Here is a 17438-nt window from a genome sequence, read left to right on the forward strand (position 1 = left end):
ACAGTGAAGATGAAATTACCTCCTTTTATCGAGATTTACCGCGCATTGATCGCGACCCCCTCCATCAGCGCCACCGACAGCGCGCTGGATCAGAGCAATGAGTCTTTAATCAATTTACTGGCGGGCTGGTTCCGCGATTTAGGCTTTAACGTCGAAGTGCAGCCGGTCCCAGGAACACGCAATAAATTCAATATGTTGGCCAGCACAGGTACGGGTGCTGGCGGTTTGCTGCTGGCAGGTCATACGGATACCGTGCCGTTCGACGATGGCCGCTGGACCCGCGATCCTTTCGCCCTGACCGAACATGAAAATAAACTCTACGGCCTCGGTACCGCCGACATGAAAGGCTTCTTCGCTTTCATTCTTGACGCGTTACGCGATGTCGATGTGTCAGTGCTTAAAAAACCACTTTATATTCTGGCGACCGCCGACGAAGAAACCACAATGGCGGGCGCGCGGTATTTCTCTGAAACCACCAGCCTGCGTCCGGATTGCGCGATCATCGGCGAACCGACGTCTTTGCAGCCGGTTCGTGCGCACAAAGGGCACATTTCTAACGCCATCCGCATTCTTGGTCAGTCCGGCCATTCAAGCGATCCGGCCCGCGGCGTTAATGCCATCGAGCTGATGCACGATGCCATCGGCCATATCATGTCGCTAAAAAACACGCTGAAAGATCGCTATCACCACGATGCCTTCACCGTGCCTTACCCGACCCTTAACCTGGGCCATATCAGCGGCGGTGATGCGGCTAACCGTATCTGCGCCTGCTGCGAGTTGCATATGGATATCCGCCCGCTGCCTGGGCTGACGTTAAGCGATCTCAACGGCCTGCTAAATGAAGCGCTGGAGCCGGTGAGCCAGCGCTGGCCCGGTCGTCTGACCGTATCTGAACTTCATCCACCGATTCCGGGCTACGAATGCGCCAAAGACCACCAGCTGGTCAAGGTTGTAGAAGACCTTCTTGGCGCACAAACCGAGGTCGTGAACTACTGCACCGAAGCACCGTTTATCCAGACGATTTGCCCGACGCTGGTGCTTGGTCCTGGCTCAATAAACCAGGCTCACCAGCCGGATGAGTACCTCGAAACGAAATTTATCGAGCCGACGCGCAAACTCATTACGCAGGTCGTGCATCATTTTTGCTGGCATTAAAAAATAGCGGAGAAAGAGCGTTTCGCCTCTTTTTCCGCTGGTTTTTTTGCGATTCCTATAAGAATTGCTTATGAGCAAACCTGGTAATTAAATTTCATGAATTCGCGGCATTTACTCGTTTGCTGAAACGATTTCGTAGCAATTGACGAACACTTTCAGACGTGGCTTTATAAAGACGGTGTTGAACCTTCACGGGTGAAATTTAATTACATAAAGATTGGGTGTCTGGGGTCATAATGAACGAACAGTATTCCGCTTTGCGAAGTAATGTCAGTATGCTCGGCAAGTTGCTCGGCGATACCATCAAAGATGCATTAGGTGAAAACATCCTTGATCGCGTTGAAACAATCCGTAAGTTGTCAAAATCCTCACGGGCGGGCAACGAAGCCAACCGTCAGGAGTTGCTCACCACGTTACAGAACCTGTCTAACGACGAGCTGCTCCCCGTAGCCCGAGCGTTCAGCCAGTTCCTGAATCTGGCCAACACCGCCGAGCAGTTCCACAGCATTTCCGCCAACGGCGAAGCCGCAAGCAATCCTGAAGTCATCGCAAAAACTATCCAAAAATTAAAAGAACAGCCGGATATCAGCGAGGCGTCCATTCGTGAAGCTGTGGAGTCCCTCTCCCTGGAATTAGTGCTGACCGCACACCCAACAGAAATTACCCGTCGCACCCTGATCCATAAGCTGGTGGAAGTGAATGGCTGCCTGAAACAGCTGGACCACTCCGACATCGCCGATTACGAGCGTAACCAGATTATGCGCCGTCTGCGCCAGCTGGTTGCTCAGGCATGGCATACCGATGAAATACGTAAGCATCGCCCTTCCCCGGTAGACGAAGCCAAATGGGGCTTTGCGGTCGTTGAAAACAGCCTCTGGGAAGGCGTGCCAAATTACCTGCGCGAGCTGAATGAACAGCTCGAAGAGCATCTGCACTATAAGCTGCCAGTCGATTTCGTACCGGTGCGCTTTACCTCATGGATGGGCGGCGACCGTGACGGTAACCCGAACGTCACCGCTGACATCACCCGCCACGTGCTGCTGCTGAGCCGCTGGAAAGCTACCGACCTTTTCCTGCGCGATATCCAGGTTCTGATTTCCGAGTTGTCGATGGTGGAATGCACCCCGGAGCTGAGCGAGCTGGCAGGTCCGGATGCTGCTCAGGAACCATACCGCTGCATCATGAAAGGCGTTCGCCAGCAGCTGCTGGCAACCCAGGCCTGGCTTGAAGCCCGCCTGAAGGGCCAGCGTCTGCCGAAGCCGGAAGGCCTGCTGACCCAGAACGAACAGCTGTGGGATCCGCTTTATGCTTGTTATCAGTCTCTGCAAGCCTGTGGCATGGGCATCATCGCCAACGGCCAGCTGCTTGATACCCTGCGCCGCGTGAAAAGCTTTGGCGTGCCGCTGGTGCGTATCGACGTTCGCCAGGAAAGTACTCGCCACACCGAAGCGCTGGGCGAAATGACCCGCTATCTTGGCATTGGCGACTATGAAAGCTGGTCTGAGGCAGATAAACAGGCCTTCCTGATTCGTGAACTGAACTCCAAGCGCCCTCTTCTTCCACGCCAGTGGGAGCCGAGCGAAGATACGCGTGAAGTGCTGGAAACCTGCAAAGTGGTTGCCGAAGCGCCGCGCGGTTCGATCGCCGCTTACGTTATCTCCATGGCCAAAACGCCTTCTGACGTGCTGGCCGTACACCTGCTCCTGAAAGAAGCTGGTTGCACCTTCGCGCTGCCGGTCGCACCGCTGTTTGAAACGCTGGATGACCTGAACAACGCCGATGACGTGATGACCCAGCTGCTGAACATCGACTGGTACCGTGGCTTTATCCAGGGCAAACAGATGGTCATGATTGGCTACTCTGACTCCGCAAAAGATGCAGGCGTGATGGCGGCCTCCTGGGCGCAGTATCAGGCACAGGATGCGCTGATCAAAACTTGCGAAAAAGCAGGCATCATCCTGACGCTGTTCCACGGACGCGGCGGCTCCATTGGCCGCGGCGGCGCACCTGCCCACGCGGCGCTGCTGTCTCAGCCTCCGGGCAGCCTGAAGGGTGGCCTGCGCGTGACCGAACAGGGCGAAATGATCCGCTTCAAGTACGGCCTGCCGGAAATCACCATCAGCAGCCTGTCGCTCTATACCAGCGCGATTCTGGAAGCGAACCTGCTGCCGCCGCCGGAGCCGAAGAAAGAGTGGAAAACTATCATGGAGGAGTTGTCCGTTACCTCCTGCGATATGTACCGTGGCTATATTCGCGAAAACAAAGATTTCGTGCCGTATTTCCGATCCGCAACGCCTGAACTGGAGCTGGGTAAATTACCGCTCGGCTCACGTCCGGCAAAACGCAAGCCAAATGGCGGCGTTGAGTCCCTGCGCGCCATTCCGTGGATTTTCGCGTGGACGCAGAACCGTCTGATGCTGCCCGCCTGGCTGGGCGCCGGTGCCGCGCTGCAAAAAGTTGTCGAGGACGGCAAGCAGGACGAACTGGAAACCATGTGCCGCGACTGGCCGTTCTTCTCTACACGTCTGGGCATGCTGGAGATGGTGTTCGCCAAAGCCGACCTGTGGCTGGCGGAATACTACGATCAGCGCCTGGTGAAGCCGGAGCTGTGGAAGCTGGGCAAACAGCTGCGCGATCAGCTGGAAGCGGATATCAAAGTGGTGCTGGATATCGCCAACGACTCACATCTGATGGAAGACCTGCCATGGATCGCCGAGTCCATCATGCTGCGTAACATCTACACTGACCCGCTGAACGTCCTGCAGGCAGAGCTGCTGCACCGTTCACGCCAGCTTGAAGAGAAAGGTGAAGAGCCAAACGCGCAGGTTGAGCAGGCGCTGATGGTCACCATCGCAGGCGTTGCTGCCGGGATGCGTAACACAGGCTAACCTGAAAACCTTCGTTCCTAAACCCCGCGCATGCGGGGTTTAGTGTTTTTGCTGTGACGTTAAATGAAAAACCCCGCTGCGTGGCGGGGTTTATTCTGACCGGAAAATAATATTACAAACCGGGACGAACGCCTAACGTATGGCAAATCGCGTAGCTCATTTCGGCGCGGTTCAGCGTATAGAAGTGGAAATCCTTCACACCTTCGCGGCTTAAAATCTTCACCATGTCCATGGCGATATTTGCGCCGACCATTTTGCGAGTTTCCGCGTCGTCATCCAGCCCTTCGAACATTTTCGCCATCCAGTGCGGCACTCGCACGTTGGTCATGGTGGCAAACTTGTGGGCCTGCTTGTAGTTACTGACCGGCAGGATCCCCGGCACGATTTCAACGTCAATGCCCGTCGCCACGCAGCGGTCGCGGAAGCGAAGATAGCTTTCAACGTCGAAGAAGAATTGGGTGATCGCGCGATTCGCACCCGCGTCAATTTTACGCTTCAGGTTGATAAGGTCGGCCTGCGCGCTCTTCGCTTCCGGATGAACTTCTGGGTAAGCGGCGACGGAGATATCAAAATCGCCTACGTCCTTGAGCAGGGTGACCAGATCTGAGGCATACATATCCGGCTTGCCGCCGCCCGGTGGTAAATCGCCACGCAGGGCAACGATGTGGCGGATACCGTTGTTCCAGTAATCCTGGGCAATGGTGCGCAATTCGTCGCGTGATGCATCGATACAGGTCAGGTGGGGCGCGGCTTCCAGACCGGTGCGATCTTTAATGCCTTTGATAATGCTGTGCGTACGGTCGCGCTCGCCGGAGTTGGCACCGTAGGTCACGGAGACAAACTTCGGCTTCAGGCTGCTGAGCCTGTCGATGGAGCTCCACAGGGTCTGTTCCATTTCACTGGTGCGCGGCGGGAAAAACTCGAAGGAAACGTTAATTTGCCCGGCAACTTCGGCCAGACTCTGATTCAGTGCTTCCCGCTGGTTGGCGTGAAAAAAGCTCATACCCTTACCTCATCAATCGCATTTTATTATGTAATGTTGTGTTTTACTGCTGTCCAGACGTTTAGACGTCCAGATAGCAAGATGAAGGAAAAGGCGAAGGCCGTCAACTGAAAAATCACTACAGGATCTGAGGAATTCTCACGGAAGGTGAATTTTGTTCATGATGCGAGAAAGGAGGATGTTGAGTGGTGGATGACGCTGGCGCATATCCACCCTACGACAGAGAAGTCTTTGTAGGGCGGATAAGCCTGCGTCATCCGCCAGGGGCTACAGCAGCTGCGCCAGGCGGTTAAGATCGGACTGGATAGCACCAGCGGTGACATCGCGGCCTGCACCCGGCCCACGGATCACCAGCGGGTTATCGCGGTACCAGCGGCTTTCGATGGCAAAGACGTTATCGCACGGCAGCAGCGCGGCCAGAGGATGTTCAGGGCGAACGGCCTCCACGCCAACACGTGCTTTACCGTTGGCGTCAAAGCGCGCCACATAGCGCAGCACCAGCCCCATCTCCTGGGCTGCCTCCAGGCGTTGAACCATTTGGTCGTTCAGCGCCTCGCCATTCTCGAAGAAGTGATCGACCGACCCTTCTTCACAGCCGTTTGGCACGAGAGATTCTACTCGCACCTGATCAGGTTCGATGTCATAGCCCGCTTCACGGGCAAGGATCACCAGCTTGCGCATCACGTCTTTACCGGACAAATCAACACGCGGATCCGGCTCCGTCAGCCCCTGCTGCCAGGCCTGATCTACCAGCTCGGTAAACGGCACGGTGCCGTCAAATTGCAGGAAGAGCCAGGAGAGCGTGCCGGAGAAGATACCGCTGATAGCCAGAATCGCATCGCCGCTGTCACGCAGGTCGCGCACCGTGTGGTTTACCGGCAAGCCAGCGCCGACGGTGGCGTTGTACAGCCAGTGACGACCTGTCTTTTCAAACGCGTCGCGGATCTGGCGGTACTTTTGTCCGTTACCAGCACCGGCCAGTTTATTGGCGCTGATAACGTGGAAACCGTGGCTTGCGAAGTCGAGATACTGATCGGCCAGCTGTTCACTGGCGGTGACGTCCAGCACCACCAAATCGTCGTACGGGTGGGCGCGCATCCACAGGAAGAGGGACTCCTCATCCTGCTCTACCGCTTCGTCGTTGAAGAACGCCAGCGCACGGCTCGCATCCAGCCCTTCGTAGTTCAGCAGGCTGCGACGGCTGTCTACCACGCCTGCCAGTACAAATTCAAACCCGGTACGGGCAGAGAGCGTTTCCTGCTCGCGGGCAAACAGTTCCAGCCAGCGGGAGCCAATGTTCCCCTTGCCGAACAGCATCAGCCCGATGCGTTTTTCGGCGCGGAACAGCGACTTGTGCAGGCCCTGAATCAGGTTCTCCGTTGGGCCACCGCGCAGCACGGCCACAATGCTGATGCCATCTTCGGACTGCCAGATGTATTCCACAGGCTGGTCTTTCAGCTGCTGCCAGAAGCGGTGGCTGTGCAGCGGGTTACGACAAACGCCCGCGCCGACCATCGCCACCAGCGCCAGCCCTTCACGCAGGCGTAACTCGCCCGGCAGACCAGCAGCCTGAAGCTGCTCCAGCGCGCTATTAACCACTTCGGAGGTGTAGCAAAGTTGCAGCAAATTACGGTCGGGATGTACGCCAACGGAGAGTGGGCGGATCTGAATACGCTTGAGAAGGGTATCCAGCTCTTTTTGTGCCAGCTTAAAGTCCTGGCCCGCAGAGATCTGGAACTCGATCAGGCAGACGTCATCATGGCTGGTGACGATGCGCGCGCTCGTACCGGATGCCAGCACGCGTTCAATGCGTGTAGAACCTTGTTCCGGAGAGTAGCTGCAGCGCAGCTGTAAGTCGATATCGCTACCGGACACGGGCTGTAATGTACGAGCATGCAGTACCGGAGCCGCAAGACGGGCCAGCTCGCTGGCTTCGTCCAGACGCAGCAGCGGCAGCAAGCATGCATCTTTAACTTTACGAGGGTCGGCGCTGTATACCCCGGCCACGTCGCTCCAGATGGTCACTCGGGAAACGCCCGCCAGCGCACCGATTTGGGTTGCCGAGTAGTCTGAGCCGTTACGGCCTAACAGCACGGTTTCGCCCGCGTCGTTGCGGCAGATAAAGCCGGTCACGACCAAACGCTTATGAGGATGCTGTGCCATCAGCTCCTGCAGCAGCGGCCAGGAGAGCCCTTCGTTAACCTGAGGCTGGGCCGCACGCTCGGCGCGCATGAATTCGCGCGCATCAAGCCAGGCGGCCTCAATCCCCTGAAGATTCAGCACCGCAGACATCAGGCGTGCAGACCAGATTTCGCCGTGACCAACCACTTCGGCATACACCGCATCGGTGATTTTGCCGTCCAGCAGACCGGCCAGACGTTCCAGATCGTGAATAAACTCACCGATCAGACCGTCTGCCACCTCGGGCGGCAGCAGGCCGCTGATTAGCTCGCTCTGATAGCGGCGCAGCGCCTGCTGAACCTGGTGTGCAGATAGCCGGTCGCTCTGGCTCAGCTTAAGCCAGCTGATTAGCTGGTTGGTGGTGCTGCCAGCGGCAGAGACCACCATCAGGTCGCCAGGCCTGGAATATTCGGTCATGATACCCGCCACACGCAGGTAACACTTCACATCTGCAAGACTACTGCCGCCAAACTTGTGCAGTTGACGAACCGGCGTCCCTGCTGGTGCTGAAACACTCATGCTTACCCCTCTCTTGCCACCCGGAAGGCATTTTCCAGGTCGGCAATTAAATCATCGCCATCTTCAATACCGGTAGAGATACGCAGCAGCGTTTCGGAAATGCCAGCCGCGGCTCGCGCTTCCGGCGCCATGCCCGCGTGGGTCATGGTTGCCGCGTGGGAAATCAGGCTTTCAACGCCACCCAGCGATTCCGCAAGGGTGAAGAGCGACAGCCCGCTCAGGAAACGGCGCAGGGTCTGCTCGTCTCCGTCAAATTCAAAACTCAGCATCGCGCCAAACCCTTTCTGCTGACGGGCCGCGATCTCGTGTCCCTGGTTTTCCGGCAGCGACGGATGATACAGCTTTTTCACCAGCGGCTGCGTTTTCAGATACTCAACGATGGCCTGCGCGTTGCGCTGGGCAACGTCCATACGCGGCGACAGCGTGCGCAGACCGCGCAGCAGCAGATAGCTGTCAAACGCGCTGCCGGTCACGCCGATGTTATTTGCCCACCAGGCAAGCTCGGTGACCAGCTCAGGGTCTTTCGCTATCACTACACCAGCCACCACATCAGAGTGGCCGTTCAGATATTTGGTACAGGAGTGCAGAACCAGATCCGCCCCCAGCGCCAGCGGATTTTGCAGGGCCGGGCTCAGGAAGGTGTTATCCACTACGCTGATCGCCCCGGCTTCGCGCGCCGCGGCACATATTTTCGCAATATCTACCACGCGTAACAATGGGTTGCTCGGGCTTTCTACCAGTACCAGCTTCGGTTTTTCGGCAAGTGCCGCCTTCAGGGCTGCTTCATCGCCCTGATCGACAAATAAAACGCGGTATGCGCCGCGTTTTGCCAGGCTGTCAAACAGGCGATAGCTGCCACCGTAGCAGTCGTGCGGTGCCACCAGCAGATCGCCAGGCTTCAGGAAGACCGTAGTCACCAGGTGAATGGCAGACATGCCGGTGTTGGTCATCACGGCACCTGCCCCGCCTTCCAGTTCAGCCAGCGCGCGCTGGACTACGTCACGCGTCGGGTTGCCGCGTCGCGAATAGTCATGGGCACGAGGTTCATTAAAGCCGGTGAAGTTATAGGTGCTGGAGAGGTGGATGGGTGGAACAACACAGCCGTATTGCTCGTCATCATTTAAACCGCTGCGTACTGCGATGGTTGCCTGTTTGCGCGTCATTGTCTGCCCGATCCTTGCTGGTGGAATAAAGGTCAGGCATCAGAGTAAACATTGAAAAGATAGACGTCAATACATCTGGACATCTAAACTTCTTTGCGTATAGATTGAGCAAACGCGAAATAGCCGTTAAAATTATATGCTTTAGCGCGACAGCGTCGCAGACTGCGCCCTGTTCAACGCGGTACACTAGACAGATAATCGCCCAAATCGTGCCACGCCCGTTTTGAGCATGTTTAATTGATAAGAGGATTAAAGGTATCTCATGGCTGAATGGAGCGGCGAATATATCAGCCCTTACGCTGAGCACGGTAAGAAGAGTGAACAAGTAAAGAAAATTACGGTGTCCATTCCTCTGAAGGTGTTAAAAATCCTCACCGATGAGCGCACCCGTCGCCAGGTGAACAACCTGCGACACGCAACGAACAGTGAATTGCTGTGTGAAGCATTCCTTCACGCCTTCACAGGCCAGCCTCTGCCGAACGATGAAGACCTGCGTAAAGAACGCAGCGATGAAATCCCGGAAGCTGCAAAGGTGATTATGCGCGAGCTGGGGATAGATCCGGACACCTGGGAATACTAAATACCATCCCGGATTTCAGATACAAAAAAGGCGCCGTAAGGCGCCTTTCTCATTTCCGGACGGCGAAAAATTATTTCGCGCCTGGGATGCTGAAACGCTTGTTGAAGCGGTCAACACGGCCACCGGTAGCAACGTCACGCTGTTTACCAGTGTAGAACGGGTGGCATTCGCCACAAACGTCCAGGTTCAGATCGTGACCCGCAGTAGAGCGGATTTTGATAGAATTACCGCAAGAACAGTTGGCAGTAATTACGTCATATTTAGGGTGGATATCTTTTTTCATGGAAAACCTCAGGTCTAAGGCCGCGTCGCTCTTCCAGCCCTAACGCCAGACACCACGCGATGTTAATAAAGTAGGTTTATTCGAAGCCAAAACTGCGCATCAAAGGCGGCGAATCATACAGAATCCCGCAGGTGCTTGCAAACTGATCCGCAATTTCGCGAACACACAGTGTACACTATCTCGTCTTTTTTATCACCCCGGATGCTTTCATGCCTGTTGCTCACGTTGCCCTGCCGGTTCCACTTGCCCGAACTTTTGATTATCTGATCCCCCTGAGAATGCAGGTGGCGGCTGGCTGTCGCGTTATGGTGCCGTTCGGTAAACGCAAAGCGGTAGGCATTGTAGTTTCCGTGAGTGAAAAGAGCGAACTGCCCTTAAGCGACCTGAAACCTGTCGCAGATGTGCTGGACGGCGAGTCGCTATTTCCGGCCTCGCTGTGGCGCGTTTTGTTATGGGCAAAAGATTATTACCATCACCCAATTGGCGACGTACTGTTTCACGCGCTGCCCATCCTGCTGCGCCAGGGCAAACCCGCTCATCACGCGCCGCTGTGGTACTGGTTCGCCACCGAAGAGGGCAAGGCGGTTGATATTAATAGCCTGAAACGTGCGCCTAAACAGCAGCAGGCGCTGGCGGCGGTGCGGCAGAAAAACATCTGGCGTCATCAGGTCGGCGAAATGGACATCAGCGAGCAGGGTTTACAGGCGCTGCGCACCAAAGGCCTGTGCGACCTCAAAAGCGCAGCCCCGGCTACCACCGACTGGCGCGAGAATTATTCCGTGGCGGGTGAGCGCTTACGCCTGAATACCGAACAGGCCACGGCGGTAGGGGCAATCCACAGTGCGGATAAAGAATTTTCCGCCTGGCTGCTGGCGGGGATCACCGGGTCGGGCAAAACCGAAGTCTATCTCAGCGTGCTGGAAAACGTGCTCGCGCAGGGCAAGCAGGCGCTGGTGCTGGTACCGGAAATCGGCCTGACGCCGCAGACCATCGCCCGCTTCCGTGAACGATTTAATGCACCAGTCGAAGTGCTGCACTCCGGTCTGAACGACAGTGAACGTCTTGCCGTATGGTTAAAAGCTCGCAGCGGCGAGGCGGCAATCGTCATCGGTACACGCTCCTCTCTCTTCACGCCTTTCTGTCGTCTTGGCGTCATCGTCATAGATGAAGAGCACGACAGTTCTTACAAGCAGCAGGAGGGCTGGCGCTACCACGCCCGAGACCTGGCGGTGTACCGGGCGCACGCGGAAAACATCCCGATTATTCTGGGCTCGGCGACTCCCGCGCTGGAGACGCTGCATAACGTGCAGCTTGGCAAGTATCGCCAGCTGCGCCTGACAAAACGCGCCGGGAATGCGCGTCCGGCCACCCAGCAGGTAGTGGACCTGAAGGGGCAGCCGCTGAAGTCGGGCCTTGCCCCGGCGCTCATCAAGAAAATTGGCCAGCATTTACAGGCCGACAACCAGGTGATTCTGTTTCTAAACCGCCGGGGATTCGCCCCGGCCCTGCTCTGCCACGAATGCGGATGGATAGCAGAATGCCCGCGCTGCGATCGCTATTTTACGCTGCATCAGGGCAGCCGCCAGCTGCGCTGCCACCACTGCGACAGCCAGCGTCCCATTCCCCACCAGTGCCCGGGCTGCGGATCTACCAACCTGGTGCCGGTGGGGATGGGCACTGAACAGCTTGAGCAAAGCCTGGCGCCGATGTTCCCCAACGTGCCGCTTTCGCGAATCGATCGTGATACTACCAGCCGGAAAGGTGCTCTGGAGCAACAGCTAGCGGAAGTGCATCGCGGCGGCGCGCGTATTCTCATCGGCACGCAGATGCTGGCGAAAGGTCACCATTTCCCTGACGTTACGCTCGTTGCCCTCCTGGATGTAGACGGCGCGCTGTTCTCTGCTGACTTCCGAGCCGCCGAACGCTTTGCGCAGCTCTACGTGCAGGTTTCAGGCCGCGCCGGACGCGCTGGCAAGCCGGGCGAAGTGGTGTTGCAAACACACCATCCTGAACATCCACTACTGCAAACCCTGCTGACTCAGGGCTACGATGCGTTTGCCGCTCAGGCACAGGTCGAACGCCAGACGGTATTCCTACCGCCGTTCACCAGCCACGTGATCTTCCGTGCGGAAGACCATAATAATCAGCAGGCGCCGCTTTTCCTTCAACAGCTGCGCAATCTCCTCGAGTCCAGCCCTCTGCGCGATGAACAGCTGTGGATCATGGGGCCGGTACCGTCTTTACAGCCCAAACGCGGTGGTCGCTTCCGCTGGCAAATCCTCCTCCAGCACCCTTCTCGCGCTCGTTTGCAGCACCTGATAAGCCACTCGCTGGCCCTGGTCAACACGCTGCCAGAATCCCGCAAAGTGAAGTGGATGTTGGATGTCGATCCGATTGAGGGCTAGCACAAGGCGGGCCCGTAATGCGAAGCGGATCGAAAAATTTATTACCCGTCACACTTTTAATGAAATTTCTGTAACCGGCGACATCAATATTCTGCTAAGAATGTGAACACGATCAGACATCAGGGAAGAGTCGAAGTCTGCGGAAGGCATGCGAGGAGAAGAAGTTGAAGCCGAAGAAGCAGGTTGCCAATGCAACCATGAAAGATGTTGCCGTCCAGGCGAAAGTCTCTACCGCAACGGTATCCCGTGCATTAATGAATCCCGATAAGGTGTCGCAAAGCACACGCAACCGGGTAGAACAGGCAGCAATAGAAGTTGGTTACCTACCGCATTCGTTAGGCCGCAACGCTAAACGCAACGAGTCGCGCACGATTCTGGTGATTGTGCCGGACATCTGCGATCCCTTTTTCAGCGAGATTATCCGCGGCATCGAAGTCACCGCGGCGGACCAGGGCTACCTGGTGCTGATTGGCGACTGCGCCCATCAGAATCAGCAGGAAAAGACGTTTATTGATCTGATTATCACCAAGCAAATCGATGGCATGCTGCTGCTCGGCTCCAGACTGCCTTTTGATGCCAGCCTGGAAGAACAACGCAACCTGCCGCCGATGGTCATGGCAAACGAGTTCGCCCCCGAGCTTGAGCTGCCGACGGTGCATATCGACAATCTTACCGCAGCTTTTAATGCCGTTTACTATTTGCAGCAGTTAGGTCACGAGCGAATCGCGTGTATTGCCGGGCCGGAGGAGATGCCGCTTTGCCATTACCGCCTGCAAGGGTATGTTCAGGCGCTGCGCCGGACGGGCATGACGGTCGATCCTCATTACATCGCACGGGGCGATTTTACTTTTGAGGCTGGTGCCCAGGCGCTTGCGCAACTCCTGTCGCTCCCCGTCCCACCCACGGCTGTCTTCTGTCACAGTGACGTGATGGCGCTAGGGGCGCTGTCGCAGGCTAAACGCAGCGGCTTGCGTATTCCCGAAGATTTATCGATCATGGGCTTCGATGATATTGCCCTGTCGCAATTCTGTGACCCACCGCTAACCACCGTACAACAGCCGCGCTTCGATATCGGGCGGGAGGGTATGCTGCTGTTACTGGATCAGTTAAACGGTGAAATAGTGAGCAGCGGATCGCGACTGCTGGACTGTGACCTTATCGAACGAGGCACCACCAGCGCACCAGGCATGAGAAAATGAACCGCTTTAGGACGCCCTCGTCTGGTCAAAGGGGCATCCCTTCAGTAACATGGCGGGCTGATAAACGAATAATTACAGCGAATCAATAGTGGCACAAAAAGATTATGTACGCCGCGGGCAATCGACAGGGACACGGCGCAAAAAGAGTACTTCCCGCAAAAAGCAACGTAACCTGCCATCCGTCTCACCGACTATGGTAGCCATCGCCGCCGCCGTGTTGGTGGCCTTTATTGGTGCTCTGTACTTCATTACCCATCATAAAAAAGATGAAAGTGAGGTCCTTCCGGGCCATAAAGTCACCGGCAACGGCCTGCCGCCTAAGCCCGAAGAGCGCTGGCGCTATATTAAAGAGCTGGAAAACCGTCAGCCGGGCGTGCTCAGCCCAACCGAACCTACCGCCGGTGGGGAAGTCCGCAACACGGACCAGCTCACCAGCGAGCAGCGTCAGCTTTTAGAGCAGATGCAGGCGGATATGCGCCAGCAGCCTACCCAGCTGAATGAGGTACCCTGGAACGAGCAGACGCCGGCGCAGCGCCAGCAAACGTTGCAGCGCCAGAAGCAGATCCAGCAGGTACAGCAGCAAGCTCATCAGCAGCGTGCACAGCCTCATGTAACGGAACAGCCTTACCAGCAACCGCGTACCGTGCAGCAAACTCAGCAGCCTCGTCCTGTTCAGCAACAGCCGCGTACAACGTCCACGGCTCAGCAGCCGTATCAGGATTTACTGCAGACGCCGCCGCATAACACCCAGCAGCGTGCGACGCAGTCACAGCCTAAACCGGCCCCGGTAACCCGTGAGCCAGAAGTACCAAAACAGACTGCGGCAGCTCCACAGGAAAAACCGAAGGATGAGAAACGCTGGATGGTTCAGTGCGGCTCATTCAAAGGCAGCGAGCAGGCCGAAACTGTCCGTGCACAGCTGGCCTTTGAAGGGTTTGATTCGCGTATTACCACCAACAACGGCTGGAACCGCGTGGTGATTGGCCCAATCAAAGGCAAAGAAAATGCAGACGGTACTCTGAACCGTCTGAAGATTGCTGGTCACGGAAACTGCATTCGCCTGGGCGGGGGTTGAAACCCCCAAATTCCCCCCCATCTATAATTGCATTCAGCCCTGAATTCCCTTCAGGGCACATATTCAGCTGATGCAATAAGGGGTCTGCTCGTGACAACAATAGTTAGTGTGCGCCGTAACGGCCATGTCGTAATCGGTGGTGATGGCCAGGCCACGCTCGGCAACACCGTAATGAAAGGCAACGTGAAGAAAGTTCGCCGCCTGTATAACGACAAAGTCATCGCAGGCTTTGCGGGCGGCACGGCCGATGCCTTTACCCTCTTCGAACTCTTCGAACGCAAACTTGAAATGCATCAGGGCCACCTGGTGAAAGCCGCCGTTGAGCTGGCAAAAGACTGGCGTACCGACCGCATGCTGCGCAAGCTTGAAGCGCTGCTGGCGGTAGCCGATGAAAACGCCTCGCTGATTATCACCGGTAACGGTGACGTGATTCAGCCGGAGGACGACCTGATCGCCATCGGCTCTGGTGGCCCGTATGCCCAGGCTGCGGCGCGCGCCCTGCTGGAGAACAGCGAACTGGGTGCACGCGACATCGTTGAGAAATCGCTGGGGATCGCCGGTGATATCTGCATCTACACCAACCATTTCCATACTATCGAAGAATTAGCGTCTAAGGCGTAAGGATCCCCCATGTCTGAAATGACTCCACGCGAAATTGTCAGCGAACTGAACAAACACATCATTGGCCAGGATAACGCCAAGCGCTCCGTGGCCATTGCGCTGCGTAACCGCTGGCGCCGCATGCAGCTGGATGAAGAGCTGCGCCATGAAGTGACGCCGAAAAATATTCTGATGATCGGCCCGACCGGCGTCGGTAAAACCGAAATCGCGCGCCGTCTGGCGAAGCTTGCTAACGCACCGTTTATCAAGGTTGAAGCTACCAAGTTCACCGAAGTAGGCTATGTCGGTAAAGAAGTGGATTCTATCATCCGCGATCTGACCGATTCAGCGATGAAAATGGTGCGCTTGCAGTCCATCGAGAAAAACCGCTATCGCGCGGAAGAGATGGCGGAAGAACGTATTCTTGATGCTTTACTGCCACCGGCCAAAAACAACTGGGGCCAGAACGAAACGGCACCCGAGCCTTCTGCGGCGCGCCAGGCATTCCGCAAGAAGCTGCGTGAAGGGGAGCTGGACGATAAAGAGATCGAAATCGATCTGGCCGCAGCCCCAATGGGCGTTGAAATCATGGCACCTCCCGGCATGGAAGAGATGACCAGCCAGCTGCAGTCCATGTTCCAGAACCTGGGAGGCCAGAAGCAGAAGCCCCGTAAGCTGAAAATCAAAGACGCGATGAAACTGCTGATTGAAGAAGAAGCGGCGAAGCTGGTGAATCCGGAAGAGCTGAAGCAGGACGCCATCGACGCGGTAGAGCAGCACGGCATCGTATTTATCGACGAGATCGATAAAATCTGTAAGCGCGGCGGCAACAGCTCCGGCCCAGACGTATCCCGTGAAGGCGTACAGCGTGACCTGCTGCCGCTGGTGGAAGGCTGCACCGTTTCAACAAAACACGGCATGGTCAAAACTGACCATATCCTGTTTATCGCATCCGGTGCGTTCCAGGTGGCAAGCCCGTCCGATCTCATCCCGGAATTGCAGGGTCGTCTGCCGATTCGCGTGGAGCTTCAGGCGCTGACCGTTGAAGATTTCGAACGCATCCTGACCGAGCCAAACGCCTCCATCACCGTGCAGTACAAAGCGCTGATGGGTACCGAAGGCGTGAACATCGACTTTACCGATGATGGTATTCGTCGTATCGCCCAGGCGGCATGGCAGGTGAACGAATCTACTGAAAACATCGGTGCCCGTCGTCTGCACACCGTACTTGAGCGACTGGTGGAGGATATCTCTTATGAAGCCAGCGACCTGAGCGGACAATCCATCATTATTGACGCCGAATACGTCAGTAAACATCTGGATGAACTGGTAGCGGATGAAGATTTGAGCCGTTTTATTCTATAATTGCGCACAACATCTCTAATCCATGCGAAAATGGAGGGCTTATGCCCTCCATTTTTATTACTGGCATCCATAACAATGAACGATTCACACTCAGTAAGCACCACCCAGGCCTGGCTGGAAAGCTTACGCCCTAAAACCCTTCCTCTGGCCTTTGCCTCTATCGTTTGTGGCTCTGCACTGGCTTACTGGCAAGGCGTCTTTGATTTCGCCGTGGCTCTGCTTGCTCTTCTGACCGCAGGTCTGCTGCAGATTCTTTCTAACCTCGCTAACGACTACGGTGATGCGGTCAAAGGCAGCGATAAAGAGGACCGTATTGGGCCGCTGCGCGGCATGCAAAAAGGTGTGATTACCCAGGCGCAGATGAAGCGCGCGTTAATCATCACCGTCGTGCTGATTTGCATCTCAGGCCTGGCGCTGGTGGCGCTGGCCTGCCGGACCTGGGCTGATTTTGTCGGCTTCCTTGTCCTGGGGCTACTGGCCATTATCGCGGCAATTACCTATACCGTGGGCACCCGCCCATACGGCTATATGGGGCTGGGAGATATCTCCGTGCTGGTCTTCTTTGGCTGGCTGAGCGTGGCGGGAAGCTGGTATTTGCAGGCGCATACGCTGGCACCTCTTGTGTTCCTGCCTGCAACAGCATGTGGCCTGCTGGCTACGGCCGTGCTGAACATTAATAACTTACGCGATATCGACAGCGATCGTGAAAACGGCAAAAATACCCTTGCAGTACGTCTGGGCCCCCTTTTGGCACGTCGTTATCACGCCTGCCTGCTAATGGGGGCGCTGCTGAGCCTCGCACTCTTTAATCTTGTCTGTTTACAAAGCATTTGGGGTTGGCTGTTCGTGCTGGCGGCACCGTTGCTTATCAAGCAGGCGCGCTATGTCGCACGTGAAACAACCCCTGCAGCCATGCGCCCGATGCTCGAGCGGACGGTAAAAGCGGCGCTGTTAATTAATCTGCTGTTTGCGCTGGGCGTTGTACTCAGTACGGTCCATTTTTAGCTGATAAATATCAATTA

13 protein-coding genes are annotated in these 17438 nt (G+C 56.2%); 9 read left to right on the plus strand and 4 right to left on the minus strand.

Going from position 1 to position 17438, the window contains the following annotated elements; translation table 11 throughout:
- Positions 1 to 3 precede the first annotated feature (3 nt).
- Both argE and ppc read left to right on the plus strand, forming a co-directional pair.
- The gene (argE, locus tag ACA108_21495; GenBank protein ID XEX95843.1) at positions 4 to 1155 is read left to right on the plus strand and encodes an acetylornithine deacetylase; all 1152 of its coding nucleotides are present in this window, start codon (positions 4 to 6) and stop codon (positions 1153 to 1155) included.
- Between the two features lie 236 nt (positions 1156 to 1391).
- A complete protein-coding gene (ppc, locus tag ACA108_21500) occupies positions 1392 to 4043 on the plus strand; it encodes a phosphoenolpyruvate carboxylase (protein ID XEX95844.1) in 2652 nt (883 codons plus the stop codon).
- Between the two features lie 112 nt (positions 4044 to 4155).
- On the opposite strand, the gene metF is transcribed toward ppc, so the two are convergent.
- The 3 genes from metF to metB all read right to left on the minus strand — a co-directional run bounded on the left by metF (position 4156) and on the right by metB (position 8909).
- Positions 4156 to 5046 (minus strand): methylenetetrahydrofolate reductase, encoded by an 891-nt coding sequence (gene metF / locus ACA108_21505; GenBank protein ID XEX95845.1) that lies wholly within the window; start codon positions 5044 to 5046, stop codon positions 4156 to 4158.
- Positions 5047 to 5313: 267 nt separating this feature from the next.
- Entirely contained in the window at positions 5314 to 7746 is a 2433-nt protein-coding gene (locus ACA108_21510) for a bifunctional aspartate kinase/homoserine dehydrogenase II (protein XEX95846.1), read from the minus strand.
- A gap of 2 nt (positions 7747 to 7748) precedes the next feature.
- Positions 7749 to 8909 carry a cystathionine gamma-synthase gene (gene metB, locus ACA108_21515; protein XEX95847.1) on the minus strand — a complete coding sequence of 387 codons (1161 nt, stop codon included), beginning with the start codon at positions 8907 to 8909 and terminating at the stop codon, positions 7749 to 7751.
- A gap of 262 nt (positions 8910 to 9171) precedes the next feature.
- Between metB and metJ the strand changes: the two genes are divergently transcribed.
- Positions 9172 to 9489 carry a met regulon transcriptional regulator MetJ gene (gene metJ, locus ACA108_21520; protein ID XEX95848.1) on the plus strand — a complete coding sequence of 106 codons (318 nt, stop codon included), beginning with the start codon at positions 9172 to 9174 and terminating at the stop codon, positions 9487 to 9489.
- Between the two features lie 70 nt (positions 9490 to 9559).
- Here metJ and rpmE read toward each other — a convergent pair whose 3' ends face one another.
- Positions 9560 to 9772: a 50S ribosomal protein L31 gene (rpmE, locus tag ACA108_21525; GenBank protein XEX95849.1), complete on the minus strand. Its 213-nt coding sequence runs from the start codon at positions 9770 to 9772 to the stop codon at positions 9560 to 9562.
- Positions 9773 to 9981: 209 nt separating this feature from the next.
- On the opposite strand from rpmE, the gene priA reads away from it, so the two are divergent.
- From priA to menA, 6 genes are all read left to right on the plus strand, one after another.
- On the plus strand, positions 9982 to 12177 hold the full coding sequence (gene priA / locus ACA108_21530) for a primosomal protein N' (protein ID XEX95850.1): 2196 nt from the start codon (positions 9982 to 9984) through the stop codon (positions 12175 to 12177).
- A 164-nt stretch (positions 12178 to 12341) separates the two neighbouring features.
- Positions 12342 to 13376, plus strand: a complete 1035-nt coding sequence (gene cytR, locus ACA108_21535; protein ID XEX95851.1) for a DNA-binding transcriptional regulator CytR — start codon at positions 12342 to 12344, stop codon at positions 13374 to 13376.
- 88 nt (positions 13377 to 13464) lie between these two features.
- Positions 13465 to 14451 carry a cell division protein FtsN gene (gene ftsN, locus ACA108_21540; GenBank protein ID XEX95852.1) on the plus strand — a complete coding sequence of 329 codons (987 nt, stop codon included), beginning with the start codon at positions 13465 to 13467 and terminating at the stop codon, positions 14449 to 14451.
- 90 nt (positions 14452 to 14541) lie between these two features.
- Positions 14542 to 15072, plus strand: coding sequence for an ATP-dependent protease subunit HslV (gene hslV, locus ACA108_21545; GenBank protein ID XEX95853.1), 531 nt, complete (start codon positions 14542 to 14544; stop codon positions 15070 to 15072).
- Positions 15073 to 15081: 9 nt separating this feature from the next.
- Positions 15082 to 16416, plus strand: a complete 1335-nt coding sequence (gene hslU / locus ACA108_21550; GenBank protein XEX95854.1) for an HslU--HslV peptidase ATPase subunit — start codon at positions 15082 to 15084, stop codon at positions 16414 to 16416.
- A gap of 75 nt (positions 16417 to 16491) precedes the next feature.
- The gene (menA, locus tag ACA108_21555) at positions 16492 to 17421 is read left to right on the plus strand and encodes a 1,4-dihydroxy-2-naphthoate polyprenyltransferase (protein XEX95855.1); all 930 of its coding nucleotides are present in this window, start codon (positions 16492 to 16494) and stop codon (positions 17419 to 17421) included.
- The last annotated feature ends 17 nt before the right edge of the window (positions 17422 to 17438 follow it).

It is taken from the genome of Dryocola sp. LX212 (assembly GCA_041504365.1).
In the GTDB taxonomy this organism is placed as follows: Bacteria; Pseudomonadota; Gammaproteobacteria; order Enterobacterales; family Enterobacteriaceae; genus Dryocola.